This is a genomic window from Saccharothrix obliqua (assembly GCF_019375475.1).
GTDB lineage: Bacteria > Actinomycetota > Actinomycetes > Mycobacteriales > Pseudonocardiaceae > Actinosynnema > Actinosynnema obliqua.
Window position 1 is genome coordinate 333823 of record NZ_JAHXGQ010000005.1, and the last position, 14931, is coordinate 348753.

Here is a 14931-nt window from a genome sequence, read left to right on the forward strand (position 1 = left end):
AGCGGTCCGGGGTCGGCAGCCGCCCGAGCGCGGGTCACCCCTGCCCCGGGCTGCCAGCGGTTCGCCGAGGGCTGTGCGAACGCCTTCGACCGCCGGCGCTTGAGCGCTCGCCGTGCCCCATATCTGCCCCACAAGGCTGGTTGTCGAAACGCCGTTATTTTGCCGAATCCACAAACGCCGCAAGGTCTTTCGACTGCTGCACGCGGCTCGGTTCGTGCACATACATCATGTGTCCGGCCGGGTAGTAGGCCGCCTCGATGTTGTCCAGCAACTCGGTCGGCACCTGGAGGTGCGCCACCACGTGCTCCGCCGCGAAGTACGGCGTGGCGCCGTCGTAGTGGCCGTACGCGATGTGCACCTTGAGGTCCGGGTTGGCGCGCATCGCGGACGCCAGCTTGTTCGCCACCGTTACGTGCGTGCCTTCGAACTCCTTGTACGACCACGGGTGCACGGAGCGCGTCAGGATCTCGTACGGCAGATCGTTGCGGTACTCCAAGTCCACGCGCAGGTAGTGGTTCAGCGCGGCCGTGTAGGGGCCCATGATCGCCGAGTACGACGGGTCCTCGCTGAACAGCTCGCGGCCGTAGTCGGCGTCCGCACCGGTGAACCGGGAGTCCAGCCGGCCGACGACCTTGCGTTGCGCGCGGAGCACCTCGGTGAAGAACCGCACGTGCTCGACGCGCAGGTTGACCCGGTCCACGTAGTCCTCGGAGAGGCCGGTGAGCGCCGCCAGCCGGGACACCGCGTCGGCCCGCTCCTCCGCCGTCAACCGGTGGCCGCGCGCCAGCGCCCACGGGTAGTCGCGCGACGCGAACTCCTCGGCCTCGGCGAGCACGTCCGCCAGCGGCCGGTCGCCGTGCAGGCCGTGGTAGTGCGCGATCGCCGCGTAGGTCGGCAGGAACAGCGAGTACGGCAGGTCGTTGCCCTCGCTGAAGTCCAGCGTGCCGAAGTCCAGCACCGACGAGATCAGCATCAGGCCGTTGAGGTACATGCCGTACCGGACCTGGAGGTGTTCGGCGAGGGCCGCGGCGCGGGTGGTGCCGTACGACTCGCCGGCGAGGAACTTCGGCGACAGCCACCGGTCGTTGCGCGACGTCCACAGCCGGATCACCTCGCCCACGGACTCCAGGTCGCCCTGGAAACCGTGGAAGTCACCGGGCTTCTCGCCCTTCACCGCACGGGAGAAACCGGTCGACACGGGGTCGATGAACACCAGGTCGCTGTGCGCGAGCAGGGTTTCCGGGTTGTCCACCAGGTCGTACGGCGGCGGCGCGAGTTCGCCCACGTCGCCGGACACCACGCGGCGCGGCCCGAGCAGGCCCAGGTGCAGCCACACGCTGGACGAACCGGGTCCGCCGTTGAACGCGAACGTCACGGGCCGCTTGGTCGGGTCGGCGCCGTCGAGGGTGTAGGACGTGAGGAAGACCTCGGCCTTGGCCACGTGGCCGTCGAACTTGCCGTCGGTCAGCACCTCCTTGCGCAGCACCACCCGACCGGTGGTCGCGGTGTAGTTCAACTTGCGCCGCTTTACGGTGATGCTGTGCTGGGTGTTGACGAGGTCGTCGGTCGGTGTCGCGCCGACGTCGCCGGCCTTGTCCTCGGGGGCTTTGTCGGTCCCGTTGTCCTTGTCGGTCATGGTCGAACTCTACGGTTGGAGCGGCGGAGCGTGCGCTCGATATCCGAGCTGGACGAAGAAGTCGCGGGTTGCCGGCGGTGCCCGCGGCTGGTGGCGTGGCGGGAGGAGGCGGCGCGGGTCAAGCGGGCCGCGTACGCCGACGAGACGTACTGGGCGCGCCCGGTGCCGGGGTTCGGCCCGCCGGACGCGCGGCTCGCCCTGGTCGGCCTGGCGCCCGCCGCGCACGGCGGCAACCGCACCGGCCGGATGTTCACCGGCGACCCGTCCGGCGACTTCCTGTACGCGGCGATGCACGCGGTCGGCCTGGCCTCCCAACCGACGTCGGTGCGCCGCGGCGACGGCCTGGAGCTGATCGGCACGCGGATCACCGCGCCGGTCAAGTGCGCGCCGCCGGAGAACAAGCCGACCGCGGCCGAGCGGGACAACTGCCGGCCGTGGCTGGTGGAGGAGCTGGCGCTGCTGCGGCCGACGTTGCGCGCGGTGGTCGTGCTCGGCGGGTTCGGCTGGCAGGCGCTGCTGCCCGTGCTGGCCGCCGGGTGGCGGGTGCCGAAGCCCGCGCCCAAGTTCGGCCACGGCACGACGTGCTCCCTGCCCGCCCTCGACGACGGGCCGCCGCTGGAGCTGTTCGGCTGCTACCACGTGAGCCCGCACAACACCTACACCCGCCGCCTGACACCGGAGATGCTGCGCGACGTCCTGCGCCGCGCCGCGACCGCCGCCGGGTTGCGCCCTTTGCCGGAACCCTGATGCCGATCGGGGAAATTCCACGCGCCCCGGCCCGGTCACCAGGCATCCTTGCGCGCATGAGACCACGGCTCGCGCTCGCGCTCCTCGTCGGCGCGGCGGTGGTCGTCATCGCGATCGCGGCGAACGGGACGTCGCCGGTGCCCTACCGCGACCGCGAACCACCCACCGCGGCCGTGCCGACCATGACCCAGTCCACGAGCAAGACCGCCGACCTCGACGTCCCCCCGTCCGCCGCCGCCGGTTCCCTGGTGGCCGTGCTGGTGGTGCTGGCCGGCGCCGCGCTGGTGGTGGTGATCGGGTTGCTGCTCACCGTGCGCCTGCCGCGTCGTCGGCGGCGTGGTCGGGGTCCGGTCGCGGTGACCGGGGACGAGGGCGGTCCGGACGCGCCGGACGCGTTGGTGCGTGGCGCGCACGACGCGTTGCGCGAGTTCCGGGCGCGGACCGGCGGGCCGCCGCGGGACGCCGTCGTGGCGGCGTGGCTGCGGTTGGAGCGGGCGGCGGCGGACAGCGGCGCGGCGCGGCAGCCGCACGAGACGCCGACCGAGTTCACCGGGGCGCTGCTGGCGCGGTACCGGGTGGACGAGGCGGCGGCGGGCGTGCTGCGGACCACCTACCAGCGGGCGCGGTTCGGCACGGCGGACGTGACGGACGAGGATGCCCGCGTGGCGGGGGACGCGTTGGAGCAGGTGGTGCGTGATCTGGGTGCGGTGCGCGGTGACGGGTGACGTCGCCCGCGGGCGGGGAGGTGGTGTGCGGTGACCGAGCCCGAGCGCGGTGGGATCACGCCGCTGCTGGGCATGGGCGGCGCTGTCGCGGTCGGTGTCGTGGCCGGCGTCGGCACGGCCTTCGGCGTGTGGCGGGCGGGTGCGCCACCGCACTGGGCCGCCGTGGTGGCGGTGCCCGTGCTGGCGCTCGCGGTCCTCGTGGCCCGGCTGCCGCGAGCCACGGACGTCGTGTGGTCGCCGCCCGTCAGCCACCTGTCCACCGCCGCGTCCCCGCAGGCGAGCAGCCTGGCCGGCCGCCTCGCCGAGGCCGCGATCGACCAGGACCGGTTCGCCGTCCGCGTCCAACCCCGGCTGCGCCGGCTCGCCGAGGCCCGCCTGCGGCAGCGGCACGGCGTGCCGGACCTCGCCGACCCCCGCGCCGCCGGGCTGCTGGGCCCCGGGCTGCACCGCCTGCTCACCGACCCGTCCGCACCGCTACCCGACCCGCGCACGCTCACCGAACTGCTGGAGAACCTGTGACGACCGCGAACCACATCGGCACCGAGGGAAACGCAGTCCTGGACGCGGTCGGCGCCGTCGTCGTCGGGCGCCGCCGGTCGCTGCGCCTCGCCCTCGCCGCGATCCTCGCGGGCGGGCACGTGCTGCTGGAGGACGTGCCCGGCCTGGGCAAGACGCTGATGGCGCGGTCGCTCGCGCAGGCGTTGCGGCTGGACTTCAAGCGCCTCCAGTGCACGCCCGACCTGCTGCCCGCGGACGTCACCGGCTCCTTCACCTACGACCCGGGCGACCGCGACTTCACGTTCCGCGCCGGTCCGGTGTTCACCGGCCTGCTGCTGGCCGACGAGATCAACCGCACGCCGCCCAAGACGCAGTCCGCCCTCCTGGAGGCCATGCAGGAGCGGCAGGTGACCGTGGAGGGGCGCACGTTCCCGCTGCCGCGCCCGTTCCACGTGCTGGCCACCGCGAACCCGGTGGAGTACGAGGGCACCTACCCGCTGCCGGAGGCGCAGCTCGACCGGTTCCTGCTGCGGGTCGACGTCGGCTACCCGCCCGCCGAGGAGGAGGTCGAGGTGCTGCGCCGCAGGCTCGCCCGCCGGCAGGAGGAGGCGACCGTCGAGCCGGTGCTGGACACCGACCGGCTGCTCGCGCTCCAGCAGGGCGTCGAGCGGGTGGCGGTGGACGACGACGTGCTGCGGTACTGCGTCGACCTCGCCGCCGCGACCCGCGACCACCCGGCGGTGGAGGTCGGCGCGTCGCCGCGCGGCGCGCAGGCCCTGGTGCTGGTGGGCCGGGCGCTGGCGGTGCTGGACGGGCGTGACTTCGTGCTGCCCGAGGACGTGAAGGAGTGCGCGGTGCCCGCGCTCGCGCACCGGCTGACGCTGCGCCCGGAGACGTGGACGTCGGGCACCACCGGCGTGGAGGTGGTCACCGAGCTGCTGGGCCGCGTGCCCGGCCCGGCCGGCAGCCGGTCGTGAACCGCGGGCAGCGCCTCCGGGAAGCGCTGACCGGCGGGCGCGGTGCGCGCTGGCACCCCACGGACGCGCTGGTGCGCGGCCTGGCGGTGGGCGTGGGCCTGGTGGTGTTCGGCGGGCTGTTCCACCGCGTCGAGCTGGTGCTCTTCGGCGCGCCGCTGCTGTTGTCCACGCTGGTGGCGCTGGTCGCACCGGTCGGCGGGCGGCCGGTGGTGGACGTGCGCGGGCTGCCGCGCACGGGCGAGGTGGGTGCGGCCAGGTCCGTGGTGGACGTCGACCCCGGCACGGGCGCGGAGGTGGTGGCCATCCGGCTGCCCGGCGACGGCCGCGACGTCGGGCCGGTGCACCTGCTGCCCGGTGGCGTGCGCGCGGTGGAGGTGGTGCTGCGCCGCGACGCGTGGGGCGAGGGCGTGGACCTGCGACCCGACCACCTGGTCGCGGGACCGGACGGGCTGGTCGTGCACGGCCCGGTGACCGCGGCCGAGCGGGGCCGCGTGCTGCTGCCGCCGGTGGAGCACCTGCCCGCGGGCCTGCTGCCCGCGCGGGCACGCGGCCTGGTCGGCGCGCACCGGGCCGCCCGGCCGGGCGATTCGGTGGAGCTGCGCGACATCCGCGCGTTCCAGCCGGGCGACCGGTTGCGGCGGATCGACTGGCGGGTGTCGTTGCGGACCGGGAACCTGCACGTCCGCGAGCACCACGCGGAAGCCGACGCGGACGTCGTGCTCGCCCTGGACACCCGGTTCGACGTGGAGCGCGACCTCGGCGAGTGGTCGGTGTCGCGGGACGCCACGACCACCCGGCCCGGCGGCAGCCTGGACCTCGCGGTGCGCGCGGCGGCGTCGCTGGCCGCCGGCTACCTGCGGCAGGGCGACCGGGTGGGCCTGGTGGACCTCGGTCGGCCGCAGCTCGGCGCGCGGCCCGGCACCGGGCGGCGGCAGCTCCTGCGGCTGCGCAACCAGCTCGTGGTGTGCGCGCGGTCGGCCGGGTGGGCGCAGCGGCCCGTGCTGCGGCCCGAGCAGGTGCCGCACGGCGCGCTGGTCGTGGTGCTGTCGCCGTTCCTGGACGCGGAGGTGGCCGAGCTGGCGGCGCACGCCGCGCGGCGCGGGAACCTGGTGCTCGCGGTGGACGTGCTGCCGGAGGGGCTGCGGCCGGACCGCGACACCCCGTGGGGCGCGGCGGCGTTGCGGGTGCTGGAACTGGAGCACGAGGTGCGGCTGGAGGCCATGCGCAGGCACGGCGTGGCCGTGGTGACGTGGGACGCGCGGGCCGCCGCCATCTCCGGCGCGTTGCGCGTGGCGGCCCGACCGGGGAGGCGGCGGTGAGCGGGCCGGGCACGCGGCCGGAACCGCTCGCGACGGGGCTGCCGGGTTGGGTCCTGCGTGCGGCCATCGGCGTCGTCGGGCTCGTCGTCGCCGCCATCCTCCACGCCGAGGGCGTGTCGCTCGTCCCGTTGGTGCTCTACCTGGGGCTGGTCGGCGTGGCCGCCGGTATCCCCGCGTCCGCCGCGGTGGCGTTGCTGGTGGCTTATCCGGCGGTCGCGCTGGTCGTGGTCGGCGGGGAGCCGGTGCGGCCGGCGGTGCTCGCGCTGGTCGCGCTCGGGCACCTGCTGCACGTGCTGTCCGCTTACGCGGCGTTGCTGCCGGTCCGGTCCCGGATTCACCCGAAAGCACTACGCCCCGCCGCGTTGCGGTTCCTCGCGGTGCAAGCCGGTGTGCTCGCTTTGGCGGCGCTGGTGGTCCTCCTGCCGGGCGGCCGAACGGACGAGGTGGTGGAGTTGATCGGCGTCGCGTGCGCGGTGGGGCTGGTGGCGGGCGCGGTGGCGCTGATGGGCCGGCGGAGCTGAGGATCGGGGGCCGCGGACTCAGCGCGAGCTGAGCGTCTGGATCGTTCCTCTCAGCACGTTCACCGGCGCCGGCCACTTCGCCGCAGGTCAGTGCGCTCCGTGTCCCGCATCACCCGGCGACTGTGGTCACAACGGGCCTCGCGGATCCTTCGGAATCGGGGGCGCGGTGCGACCATAGACGTATGGCTGCTGTGAAGTCGCAACCCACACGGATCGTGATTGTCGGCGGTGGGTACGTCGGCATGTACACCGCGCTGGGATTGCAGAAGAAGCTGCGTTCCGGTGAGGCGTCGGTCACGGTCATCGACCCACAGCCCCACATGACCTACCAGCCGTTCCTGCCCGAGGCGGCGGCCGGCTCCATCGAGCCCCGCCACGTCGTCGTGCCGCTGCGGCGGGTCCTCAAGCGCTGCCACGTGGTCACCGGCCGCGCCACCCGGATCGAGCACGCCCGCAAGGCGGTGACGGTCGAACTCGCCGACGGCCACGTCGAGGAGATCGAGTACGACGTCCTGGTCTCGGCGCTGGGCGCGATCTCGCGGACCCTGCCGATCCCCGGCCTGCCCGAGGTCGGCATCGGCATGAAGACCATCGGCGAGGCCATCTACCTGCGCAACCACGTGTTGTCGCGGCTCGACCAGGCGGCCAGTACGAACGACCCGGAGACGCGCAAGCGGCTGCTCAGCTTCGTGGTCATCGGCGGCGGCTTCGCGGGCATCGAGACGCTCGCCGAGCTGGAGGACATGTCCCGCTACGCCCTGCGCTACTACGAGGGCCTCAAGCAGGAGGACATGAACTGGGTGCTGGTCGAGGCGGCCGGCCGGATCATGCCCGAGGTGAGCGCGACGCTCGGCGTCTACACCGTCGAGCAGCTGGAGAAGCGCGGCATCACCTGCTACCTGGACACCCGCGTGAAGTCGCTGGAGGGCGGCCACGTCGTGCTGGACGACGGCACCGAGTTCGACTCGGACACCATCATCTGGACGGCGGGCATGAAGGCCAACCCGATGCTGCGCGACACCGACCTGCCGCTCGACGAGCGCGGCCGGGTCCGCTGCACGGCCTCGATGCAGGTCGTCGGCCTGGAGGGCGTGTGGGCGGCGGGCGACTGCTCGGCCGTGCCCGACCTGTCGCGCACCGAGGAGGACCCGAACGCGACCTGCGTGCCGAACGCGCAGCACGCCATCCGCCAGTCGAAGCTGCTCACCAAGAACATCATCGCGTCGCTGCGCGGCAAGCAGACCAAGGACTACTACCACAAGTACGTCGGGTCGGTGGCCGGTCTCGGCCTCTACAAGGGCGTCGCCGACGTCTACGGGATGCGTTTCCGCGGTGTGATCGCGTGGTTCATGCACCGCAGCTACCACGTGATGTTCATGCCCACGGTGAACCGGAAGTTCCGGGTGTTCGTGGACTGGACGCAGGCCCTGTTCTCGGGTCGCGAGGTGGTCGCGCTCGGCCAGATCCACGAGCCGAAGGCGGAGTTCGACCGCGCGACCAAGAGCTGACCGGCGGCGTGCCCGCTGCCCCGTTCGGTGGCGGTGGGCACGCACCCGTCTGGCTTAGGGCCGTAACTTGAGCCCCCGTTCAGAGTAATGGGCAGCGAGTCACCTTGACATTGCGTAACGTGAACCCGAGACTACGACTGGCGCGCCACCAAAAGTGTGACGCGCCAGTGGGGAGAGAGGTGACCGCGATGTCGCTTGAGGAGCTGGCCGCACAGCTTCGCCGCGGTGAGATCGAGGACCGTGCCCTGGCGGAGTACGCCGCCGAGTACGCCACCGCCGGAAAGGTTTTTCGCAGCAAGAAAGACGACTGAGGATGCCCGCTCCCGGGTGGGGGGACGACCCGGTTCCCCCACCCGAGGCCGCCGCCCGCCCGGTCCGCCCCACCCCGCTGCTGCTGCAAGGCCAGGACTACCTCTTCCGCTCGCCCGCCAAGAACCTCGACTTCCAGGACCGGGTGCACCGCCTCGGGATGGTCGACGAGGGTGACGGCGGCCCGGTGCCCTGCGTGCTGGTCCTGGCCCGCGCCGCCGACATGGAGATGAACGCCCTCTCCATCGCCCTGGCCGAGCGCGGCATCCGGATGGCCCGCATCGACGCCGACCGCTGCGCGGACCTCCCGCTCACCGTCTACACCGACGCGCCCCTGCTGGAACTCGACCGCTGGCTGCTGCGCCCGCTGCTGGTGTGGCGCAGGCACTTCGAACTCGCCGCGCTCCCGGTCGAACCGGGCACGCTGGCCGGCGCGTACGCCGTGGACCAGTGGGGCGCGGTCGCCGGCTGGCTGTCCACGCGCGGCGACTGGGCGCACGTCAACACCGCCCGCTCCGCCGCCCACCTGGACCGGCTCACGCAGCTCTCGGACGCCGCGGCGTTCGGGCTGAAGGTGCCGCGCACCACCGTCACCACCCGACCCGGCCGCACCCGGCCCGGCGGCGCGCGGTGCATCGTGAAGACCTCCGGCAGGCACCTGCTGGAACCACGCCCCGGTATGCAGCACGGCCTGTTCCCGCGCCCGCTGGAGACCTCCCGCTCGGGCGACGTGCCCGAGTCCGCGCCGGTCATCGTGCAGGAGTACGTGCCCGCCGAGACCGAGCTGCGGGTGTTCGTGGTGGGTGAGCGGACCCTCGCGTTCCAGGTGGACAAGCTGGACCCCGCGCAGTTGTGGGTGGATCCTGAAGCGGTTCGGGTGACCCCGGTGGAGACGCCGGCCGGGCTGTCCGACCGGCTCCTCGCCTTAGCCCGGCACTGGCGCTTGCAGGTCGCGGCGTTCGACCTGCTGGTCGCGGGCGGAGACCACGTGTTCCTGGAGGTCAACGTCGATTGCGACTGGCGTTGGTTCGAGCACCGCGCGGAGGACGAACGGGTGTCCGACGCCGTGCACGAGTGGGTCGCGGCGCGCTTCGAGGAGCTGCTGGGTGCGGGTAAAGGTCGCTGAGCACGCGGCGCTGTTCTACCAGGGCGGCGCGGTGGTGTGGGACGACTACCTGCACCACCGCCAGTTCGCGATCAGCGAGACCGCCGAGCTGCTGTGCCGGAAGTTCACCGAGTTCACCGACGTGGACCAGCTCCTCGCGCCGCTCGGCGACGAGGACCGGGCGGCGCTGCGCAAGGTGCTGGACGAGCTGGTGACCGCGGGCGTGCTGCTGGTCGAGGGCTCGCCGCAGCACGACGCCGAGCGCCGGATGCTCGCGGGCTGGGGCGCGTGGGGCGCGTCCGCGCGGCACTTCCACTTCGCCAGCCGCACCCTGGCCGACGCGCCGTACCAGGGACCGGACGAGCACGACGCGTTGCTGGACGCGAAGCTGACCCGGGAGCCGCCGCCCGCGCCGTTCCGCGCGTTCGGCGGGCGGGCGGTGCGGTTGCCTGCGTTGCCGGAGCACCCGGACTGGGCGTCGAACGGCCTGCTGGACGTGCTGCTGGCGCGGCGCACGACCCGCGAGTTCGGGCCGGGCGCGGTGGACGTGGGCCGGGTGGGGGAGCTGCTGGCCGTGCTGGGCGGGCCGTCGCCGGTGCGGTCGCGGATCGGGCGGACCGGCACGGTGTTCAAGACCAGCCCGTCGGGCGGCGGGCGGCACCCCGTGGAGCTGTACGCGCACACGCGCGGTGTCGACGGCTTGGCCGACGGGTGGCACCACTACGACGGGCTCGCGCACGCGCTGGAGCCGCTGGGCGTGGTGTGGTCGCCGGCGGAGCTGGTGGCGGCGGCCGGTGACCAGGAGTGGGTGGGGCAGGCCCCGCTCGTCCTCGCGTACACGGCCGTGCTCGAACGCACCAGGTGGCGTTACGACACGTCACGGGCTTATCGGGTTGTGCAAATGGACGTGGGGCATCTGTCGCAAACCGCTTATCTGGTTGCGACCGCAATGGGTTTTGGTATCGGCTTCACCGCAGCATTGCGGGACGAACTCGTTGAAGAGGCCCTCGGCTGTGATGCTTATCACGAAGTGGTACTCGGGATGAGCGCCGTAGGTCCATTACCTCAATGAGCGCAATAGCGGATCGCATTGAGCCGTGCGGGGGACTTGTGTCGAACCGGCCCCACGAACGCTCGGTAACGGCTTAGGCTCCTCGCTGCCCCCGTAGCCCAATCGGTAGAGGCAGGCTCCTTAAAAGAGTCACAGTACGGGTTCGAATCCCGTCGGGGGCACGTGCACTTGCGACCTCGGTAGTCACTCGACCGACGAGTGAGCACGAAGGTGGAGTTCACCGCCTACTCGTGAAGCGTTGTCACATTCCACGTCACGTGGGCAAAGGTCCTAAAGGGCGGCGCGACCCGCCCGTCCGGCCGCCCGAAGGGGCGGTCTTTGTCCGGACAACTGCGGTATTCCGAAGTGTTGTTCGCCGACCCGGGCGATTCCGGGGGTGGCGCAGGTCGGCGGAAGGCACGGGAAAAAGGCGCTGAGAACGCCGTGGAGGCGCGAACAGCGGGGCGCCGGGGGTCCGGACGCCCCGCCGGTCGGGTCACGCGTGAGAGGTCACCCAGTCGCGCACGACCTCCGCCAGCACGGCCAGCGGCAGCGGTCCGCCGCCCAGCACCAGGTCGTGGAACTCGCGGATGTCGAACCGGTCGCCCAGCGCCGCCTCCGCCTCGGCACGCACGCGCTGGATCTCCAGCCTGCCCACCATGTACGCCAACGCCTGGCCGGGCGCGGCCAGGTAGCGGTCCACCTCGGACTCGATCTCCACCAGCGCCAGCGGCGTGTGCTCGACCAGGTAGGCCACCGCCTGCTCGCGGCTCCAGCCGTGCAGGTGCAGCCCGGTGTCCACGACCAGCCGCCCGGCCCGCATCGAGTCCAGCGCCAGCATCCCCAGGCGCGCGACGTCGTCGGAGTACAGGCCCATCTCGTCGGCCAGCCGCTCGCAGTACAGGCCCCAGCCCTCCAGGTAGCCGGTGACCGAGGCGACGCGGCGCAGCATCGGCAGGTCCGCCTCCTGCGCCAGCGTGATCTGGAAGTGGTGGCCCGGCACCGCCTCGTGGAACGCGATCGCCTCCGCCTGGTACCGGAAGCGCTCCTCCACGCGGTGCGTGTTGGCGTAGTAGGTGCCCGGCCGGGAGCCGTCCATGGCGGGCGGCGCGTAGAAGGCGGTCGGTGCGCCCGGCGCGTCCACGGCGGGCACCGGCTCCACCTCGCAGCGCTTCGCGGGCAGGCGGCCGAACCACCGCGGCGCGACCTCCTCCGCGCGCACCACGGCCTCGCGCGCGGCGGTGATCAGCTCGTCCTCGGACTTCCAGCGCAGCGCGGGGTCGTTGCGCATCCGCTCGAACACCTCGGCGGTGTCGCGGGTGCCGAACACCCGCTCGCCGATCACGGCGTACTCCTCGGCGAGCGCGGCCATCACCTCCAGGCCGGTGCGGTGCAGCTCCTCCGGCGTGCGGTCGGTGGAGGTGTGCACGCGGGCCAGCCCCGCGTAGACCCGGTCGCCGTCGGGCAGCCGGCACAGGCCGGCCTGGTCCGCGGGCCGTCCGGTCAGGCCGGTCAACGCCTCCCGGTAGGCGGCGAACGCGGGCCGCACCTCGGTGGCGATCAGCCGGTCGCGCTCGGCGTTGAACGCGTCGTCGCCGGACGGGCGCGCGAGCGGGTCCTCGGTCGCGGCGAGGTAGCGGTCCAGGTGGGCGATGGCGGCGTCGAGGAGGTGCTGCACGGGCGTGCGGCCGGCGGCGGACCCGGCGACGTGCCGCGCGGCCACCGCGTCGAGGAACGCGGGCACCGCGCGCAGCCGCGCGAGGTAGTCCTGCTGCTGGCGCTCGGTGGCGGTGACCGTCATCGGCAGCACGTTCAGCAGCTCGCCGGCGGGTGCGAAGAAGGAGTCGGTGATCGTGTACTCGACGGCGTGCGAGTCGATCTGGTCGATCACGGACTCGGCCTGCTGGACGATCACCGCCCGGGTCACCGGGTCGTCGTCGGCGGGCAGCGCCCGCGCCCGCTCGGCGATCGAGACCGCGGCGGCTCTCGCCGATTCCTCCGCTTCCGGGCTGTGGTCGGTGAGCAGGTGGTCGTAGCCGGGCAGGCCGAACACGGTCGCGCCGAGCGGGGACAGCCTCGACATCAGGTCGAGCAGTTCTTCGGCGATCGCCGCTGTCGTATCCATGGGAACCCCCGGTGCGTGCGTCGTGGAAAGCGGGAACGGTGCTTAGCCTAAATAACGATTTGTGGGCGGCGGGGGGTGGGGCAATGGCGGGACGTCGTGGGGCGGGGATTGCGGGGTGGCGGCGGCCCAATGCGAGGGGGAGTGGATCAGGGCTTTGTGGGGTGGGTCGGCGCTTTGTCCGGTTGAGAGGTGAGCGGCCAATGCGGGCCGGGTGGAGTCCCCGGCGGTCGGCGCTTTGCCGGCCGGGGCTCTGCGGGGGGCGGGGCTTTGCGGGGCGGGTGGAGTCGGTGGGTGGTGCTTTGCCGGGTGCGGGTGCGCCGAGGCTCTGTGGGGGTCGGGGCTTTGCCGGGGCGGGTGGCGTCGGCGGACGGTGCTTTGCCGGGTGCGGGTGGGCCGGGGCTCTGTGGCGGGCGGGGCTTTGCGGGCCGGGTGGAGTCGGCTCGCCGGACGCGGTGGCCGAGCGGGGCCGATCCCTCAGACCCGGTCCAGGTACGCGAGCACCGCCAGCACCCGCCGGTTGTCGTCCTCCGACAGCTCCAACCCCAGCTTGCCGAAGATGTTCGCGGTGTGTTTGCCGACCGCCTTCTCCGTCACGAACAGCCGCGCGGCGATCGCGCCGTTCGACCGGCCCTCCGCCATCAGCGCCAGCACCTCCCGCTCACGCGGCGTGAGGGTCGCCAGCGGCTGGTCGCGGTTGCCGCGGGCGAGCAGCTGGGTGATCACCTCGGGGTCCATGGCGGTGCCGCCCGCCGCGACCCGGCGCACCGCGTCCACGAACTGCGCCACGTCCGCCACCCGGTCCTTCAGCAGGTAGCCGACACCACCGCCGCGGTCGGACAGCAGCTCCCGCGCGTACAGCTGCTCCACGTACTGCGACAGCACCAGCACCGGCAGCCCCGGCACGCGCTTGCGCGCCTCGGTCGCCGCGCGCAACCCCTCGTCGGTGAACGTCGGCGGCAGGCGCACGTCGACCACCGCCACGTCCGGGCGGTGCGCGAGCAGCGCCTCCAGCAGGGCGGGACCGGAGTCGACCGCCTCCACGACGTCGAAGTCGTACGCCCGCAGCAGCCTGATCAGGCCGTCCCGGAGGAGGACGAGGTCTTCACCGAGGACAACTCGCACGGCAGCTCCATGGTCACGATCGTCGGCCCGCCCACCGGGCTGGCGATGCCGAGCGTGCCGTCGAACGCGGCCAGCCTGCGCTCGATGCCCCGCAGCCCGCCGCCGTCGGTCGCCCGCGCACCACCGCGGCCGTTGTCGCCGATCATCATCGCCAACCGGCCGTTCTCGTGACGCACCCGGATCCACGCACTGCTCGCGCCGCTGTGCTTGGCGGCGTTCGTCAGCGTCTCGGCGACCGCGAAGTACGCCGCCGACTCCACCGGCGCCTCGGGCCGACCGGTCAACACCACGTCCACCTCGACCGGCAGCGGGTTCGCCAGCGCCAACGCGCGCAACGCGCCGTCCAGGCCCCGGTCGGCCAGCACCGGCGGGTGGATGCCGCGCACCAGGTCGCGCAGCTCGGACAACGCCTGCGACGACGACTGCCGCGCCTCCGACAGCAGGTCCCGCGCCGCCTCCGGGTCCCGCGCCAGCAACTCCTCCGCCATGCCCAGGCTCATGCCCAGCGCCACCAGCCGCGCCTGCGCGCCGTCGTGCAGGTCGCGCTCGATCCGGCGCAGCTCGGCCGCCTGGGCGTCCACCGTGTCCGCCCGCGAATCGGCCAGCTCGCGCACCCGGTGCGTCAACGCCTCGGTCGCGCTCGGCGCCAGGAACCACCGGGTGAACCGCGCGTGCCACCGCCGCAACCGCGGCGTGCCCCACCACGCCGCGACCAGGTACACGACGGCCAGCAGCGGCGCGAGCACGGCGCTGCCCGGCGTGCTCGCGTCGACACCGCTGTACTCGAGGTGGTCCGCGCCGAGCGCCCACAGCACCGGCACCACCAGGCCGTACGCGCCGTTGATCCAGAACGCGAGCGGCAGCACCCCGGTCAGGACGCCGATGACGGCGTTCAACGGCAGGAACGCCAGCTCCTTCCACGTCGCCGGGTCGGTGGCGATCGTCCGCACCCGCGTCATCGGCCCCCGGTTCGCGGGCACGCGGTACGGCTCCGGGACCTCCACGCCCAGCACCGCGCCCGCCCAGCGGCGGTGGACGCCCAGGTACTTGCGGGTGAGCGCGGTGAACAGCAGCAGCAGCGGCACCCCGACCGTCACCAGGATCAGCGGGTAGGCGACGAGCTGCACCGGGATCAGCAGCAGGCCGAGCACACCCAGCGGCACCCGCGCCAGCCCCAGCGCCGCGGTCGTCAGGCGGCCCCGCAAGCCGCGCAGGAGGTCGTGGTCCGTCATGACCGGTGATTCTTCCGGCTCGCCCCCCGGAAAGCGGTGGGCTTAACCCCCCGATC

14 protein-coding genes and 1 tRNA gene are annotated in these 14931 nt (G+C 73.2%); 11 read left to right on the forward strand and 4 right to left on the reverse strand.

Annotated features, from left to right (window positions below):
• Window positions 1-154 precede the first annotated feature (154 nt).
• On the reverse strand, window positions 155-1636 hold the full coding sequence (locus tag KZQ38_RS18370; protein ID WP_219443329.1) for a S10 family peptidase: 1482 nt from the start codon (window positions 1634-1636) through the stop codon (window positions 155-157).
• 30 nt (window positions 1637-1666) lie between these two features.
• On the opposite strand from KZQ38_RS18370, the gene KZQ38_RS18375 reads away from it, so the two are divergent.
• The 11 genes from KZQ38_RS18375 (at window position 1667) to KZQ38_RS18420 (ending at window position 10578) form a co-directional block, all read left to right on the forward strand.
• A complete protein-coding gene (locus tag KZQ38_RS18375) occupies window positions 1667-2383 on the forward strand; it encodes a uracil-DNA glycosylase (protein ID WP_219443330.1) in 717 nt (238 codons plus the stop codon).
• 56 nt (window positions 2384-2439) lie between these two features.
• Window positions 2440-3108, forward strand: a complete 669-nt coding sequence (locus KZQ38_RS18380; protein ID WP_219443331.1) for a DUF4129 domain-containing protein — start codon at window positions 2440-2442, stop codon at window positions 3106-3108.
• A gap of 30 nt (window positions 3109-3138) precedes the next feature.
• Window positions 3139-3627: a hypothetical protein gene (locus tag KZQ38_RS18385; RefSeq protein WP_308258458.1), complete on the forward strand. Its 489-nt coding sequence runs from the start codon at window positions 3139-3141 to the stop codon at window positions 3625-3627.
• A complete protein-coding gene (locus KZQ38_RS18390; RefSeq protein ID WP_219443332.1) occupies window positions 3624-4583 on the forward strand; it encodes an AAA family ATPase in 960 nt (319 codons plus the stop codon). Before KZQ38_RS18385 ends, KZQ38_RS18390 begins: the two co-directional genes overlap by 4 nt.
• Window positions 4580-5902 carry a DUF58 domain-containing protein gene (locus KZQ38_RS18395; protein WP_219443333.1) on the forward strand — a complete coding sequence of 441 codons (1323 nt, stop codon included), beginning with the start codon at window positions 4580-4582 and terminating at the stop codon, window positions 5900-5902. Before KZQ38_RS18390 ends, KZQ38_RS18395 begins: the two co-directional genes overlap by 4 nt.
• Window positions 5899-6423, forward strand: a complete 525-nt coding sequence (locus tag KZQ38_RS18400) for a hypothetical protein (protein WP_219443334.1) — start codon at window positions 5899-5901, stop codon at window positions 6421-6423. The genes KZQ38_RS18395 and KZQ38_RS18400 overlap by 4 nt, the downstream gene beginning before the upstream one ends.
• Before the next feature lie 182 nt (window positions 6424-6605).
• Window positions 6606-7931, forward strand: coding sequence for an NAD(P)/FAD-dependent oxidoreductase (locus KZQ38_RS18405; protein ID WP_219443335.1), 1326 nt, complete (start codon window positions 6606-6608; stop codon window positions 7929-7931).
• A 188-nt stretch (window positions 7932-8119) separates the two neighbouring features.
• Complete coding sequence (locus KZQ38_RS36295) at window positions 8120-8242, forward strand: hypothetical protein (protein WP_015098199.1); 123 nt, start codon at window positions 8120-8122, stop codon at window positions 8240-8242.
• Between the two features lie 2 nt (window positions 8243-8244).
• Window positions 8245-9366: an ATP-grasp domain-containing protein gene (locus tag KZQ38_RS18410; RefSeq protein ID WP_219443336.1), complete on the forward strand. Its 1122-nt coding sequence runs from the start codon at window positions 8245-8247 to the stop codon at window positions 9364-9366.
• Window positions 9347-10417, forward strand: a complete 1071-nt coding sequence (locus tag KZQ38_RS18415; RefSeq protein WP_219443337.1) for a SagB family peptide dehydrogenase — start codon at window positions 9347-9349, stop codon at window positions 10415-10417. The genes KZQ38_RS18410 and KZQ38_RS18415 overlap by 20 nt, the downstream gene beginning before the upstream one ends.
• Window positions 10418-10504: 87 nt before the next feature.
• Window positions 10505-10578: transfer RNA gene (locus KZQ38_RS18420), tRNA-Leu, on the forward strand.
• 314 nt (window positions 10579-10892) lie between these two features.
• Here KZQ38_RS18420 and KZQ38_RS18425 read toward each other — a convergent pair.
• The 3 genes from KZQ38_RS18425 to KZQ38_RS18435 form a co-directional block, all read right to left on the reverse strand.
• Window positions 10893-12521, reverse strand: a complete 1629-nt coding sequence (locus tag KZQ38_RS18425) for a DUF885 domain-containing protein (protein ID WP_219443338.1) — start codon at window positions 12519-12521, stop codon at window positions 10893-10895.
• Window positions 12522-12995: 474 nt separating this feature from the next.
• Entirely contained in the window at window positions 12996-13643 is a 648-nt protein-coding gene (locus KZQ38_RS18430) for a LuxR C-terminal-related transcriptional regulator (RefSeq protein WP_219443339.1), read from the reverse strand.
• Window positions 13595-14875, reverse strand: coding sequence for a sensor histidine kinase (locus tag KZQ38_RS18435; RefSeq protein ID WP_219443340.1), 1281 nt, complete (start codon window positions 14873-14875; stop codon window positions 13595-13597). The genes KZQ38_RS18430 and KZQ38_RS18435 overlap by 49 nt, the downstream gene beginning before the upstream one ends.
• Window positions 14876-14931: the final 56 nt, after the last annotated feature.

Excerpts from the sequence above, each read along its gene's own strand:
- KZQ38_RS18370 (WP_219443329.1), bottom strand. The coding sequence starts at position 1,636 with ATGACCGACAAGGACAACGGGACCGACAAAGCCCCCGAGGACAAGGCC.
- KZQ38_RS18380 (WP_219443331.1), top strand. The coding sequence starts at position 2,440 with ATGAGACCACGGCTCGCGCTCGCGCTCCTCGTCGGCGCGGCGGTGGTC.
- KZQ38_RS18405 (WP_219443335.1), top strand. The coding sequence starts at position 6,606 with ATGGCTGCTGTGAAGTCGCAACCCACACGGATCGTGATTGTCGGCGGT.
- KZQ38_RS36295 (WP_015098199.1), top strand. The coding sequence starts at position 8,120 with ATGTCGCTTGAGGAGCTGGCCGCACAGCTTCGCCGCGGTGAGATCGAG.
- KZQ38_RS18410 (WP_219443336.1), top strand. The coding sequence starts at position 8,245 with ATGCCCGCTCCCGGGTGGGGGGACGACCCGGTTCCCCCACCCGAGGCC.
- KZQ38_RS18425 (WP_219443338.1), bottom strand. The coding sequence starts at position 12,521 with ATGGATACGACAGCGGCGATCGCCGAAGAACTGCTCGACCTGATGTCG.
- KZQ38_RS18435 (WP_219443340.1), bottom strand. The coding sequence starts at position 14,875 with ATGACGGACCACGACCTCCTGCGCGGCTTGCGGGGCCGCCTGACGACC.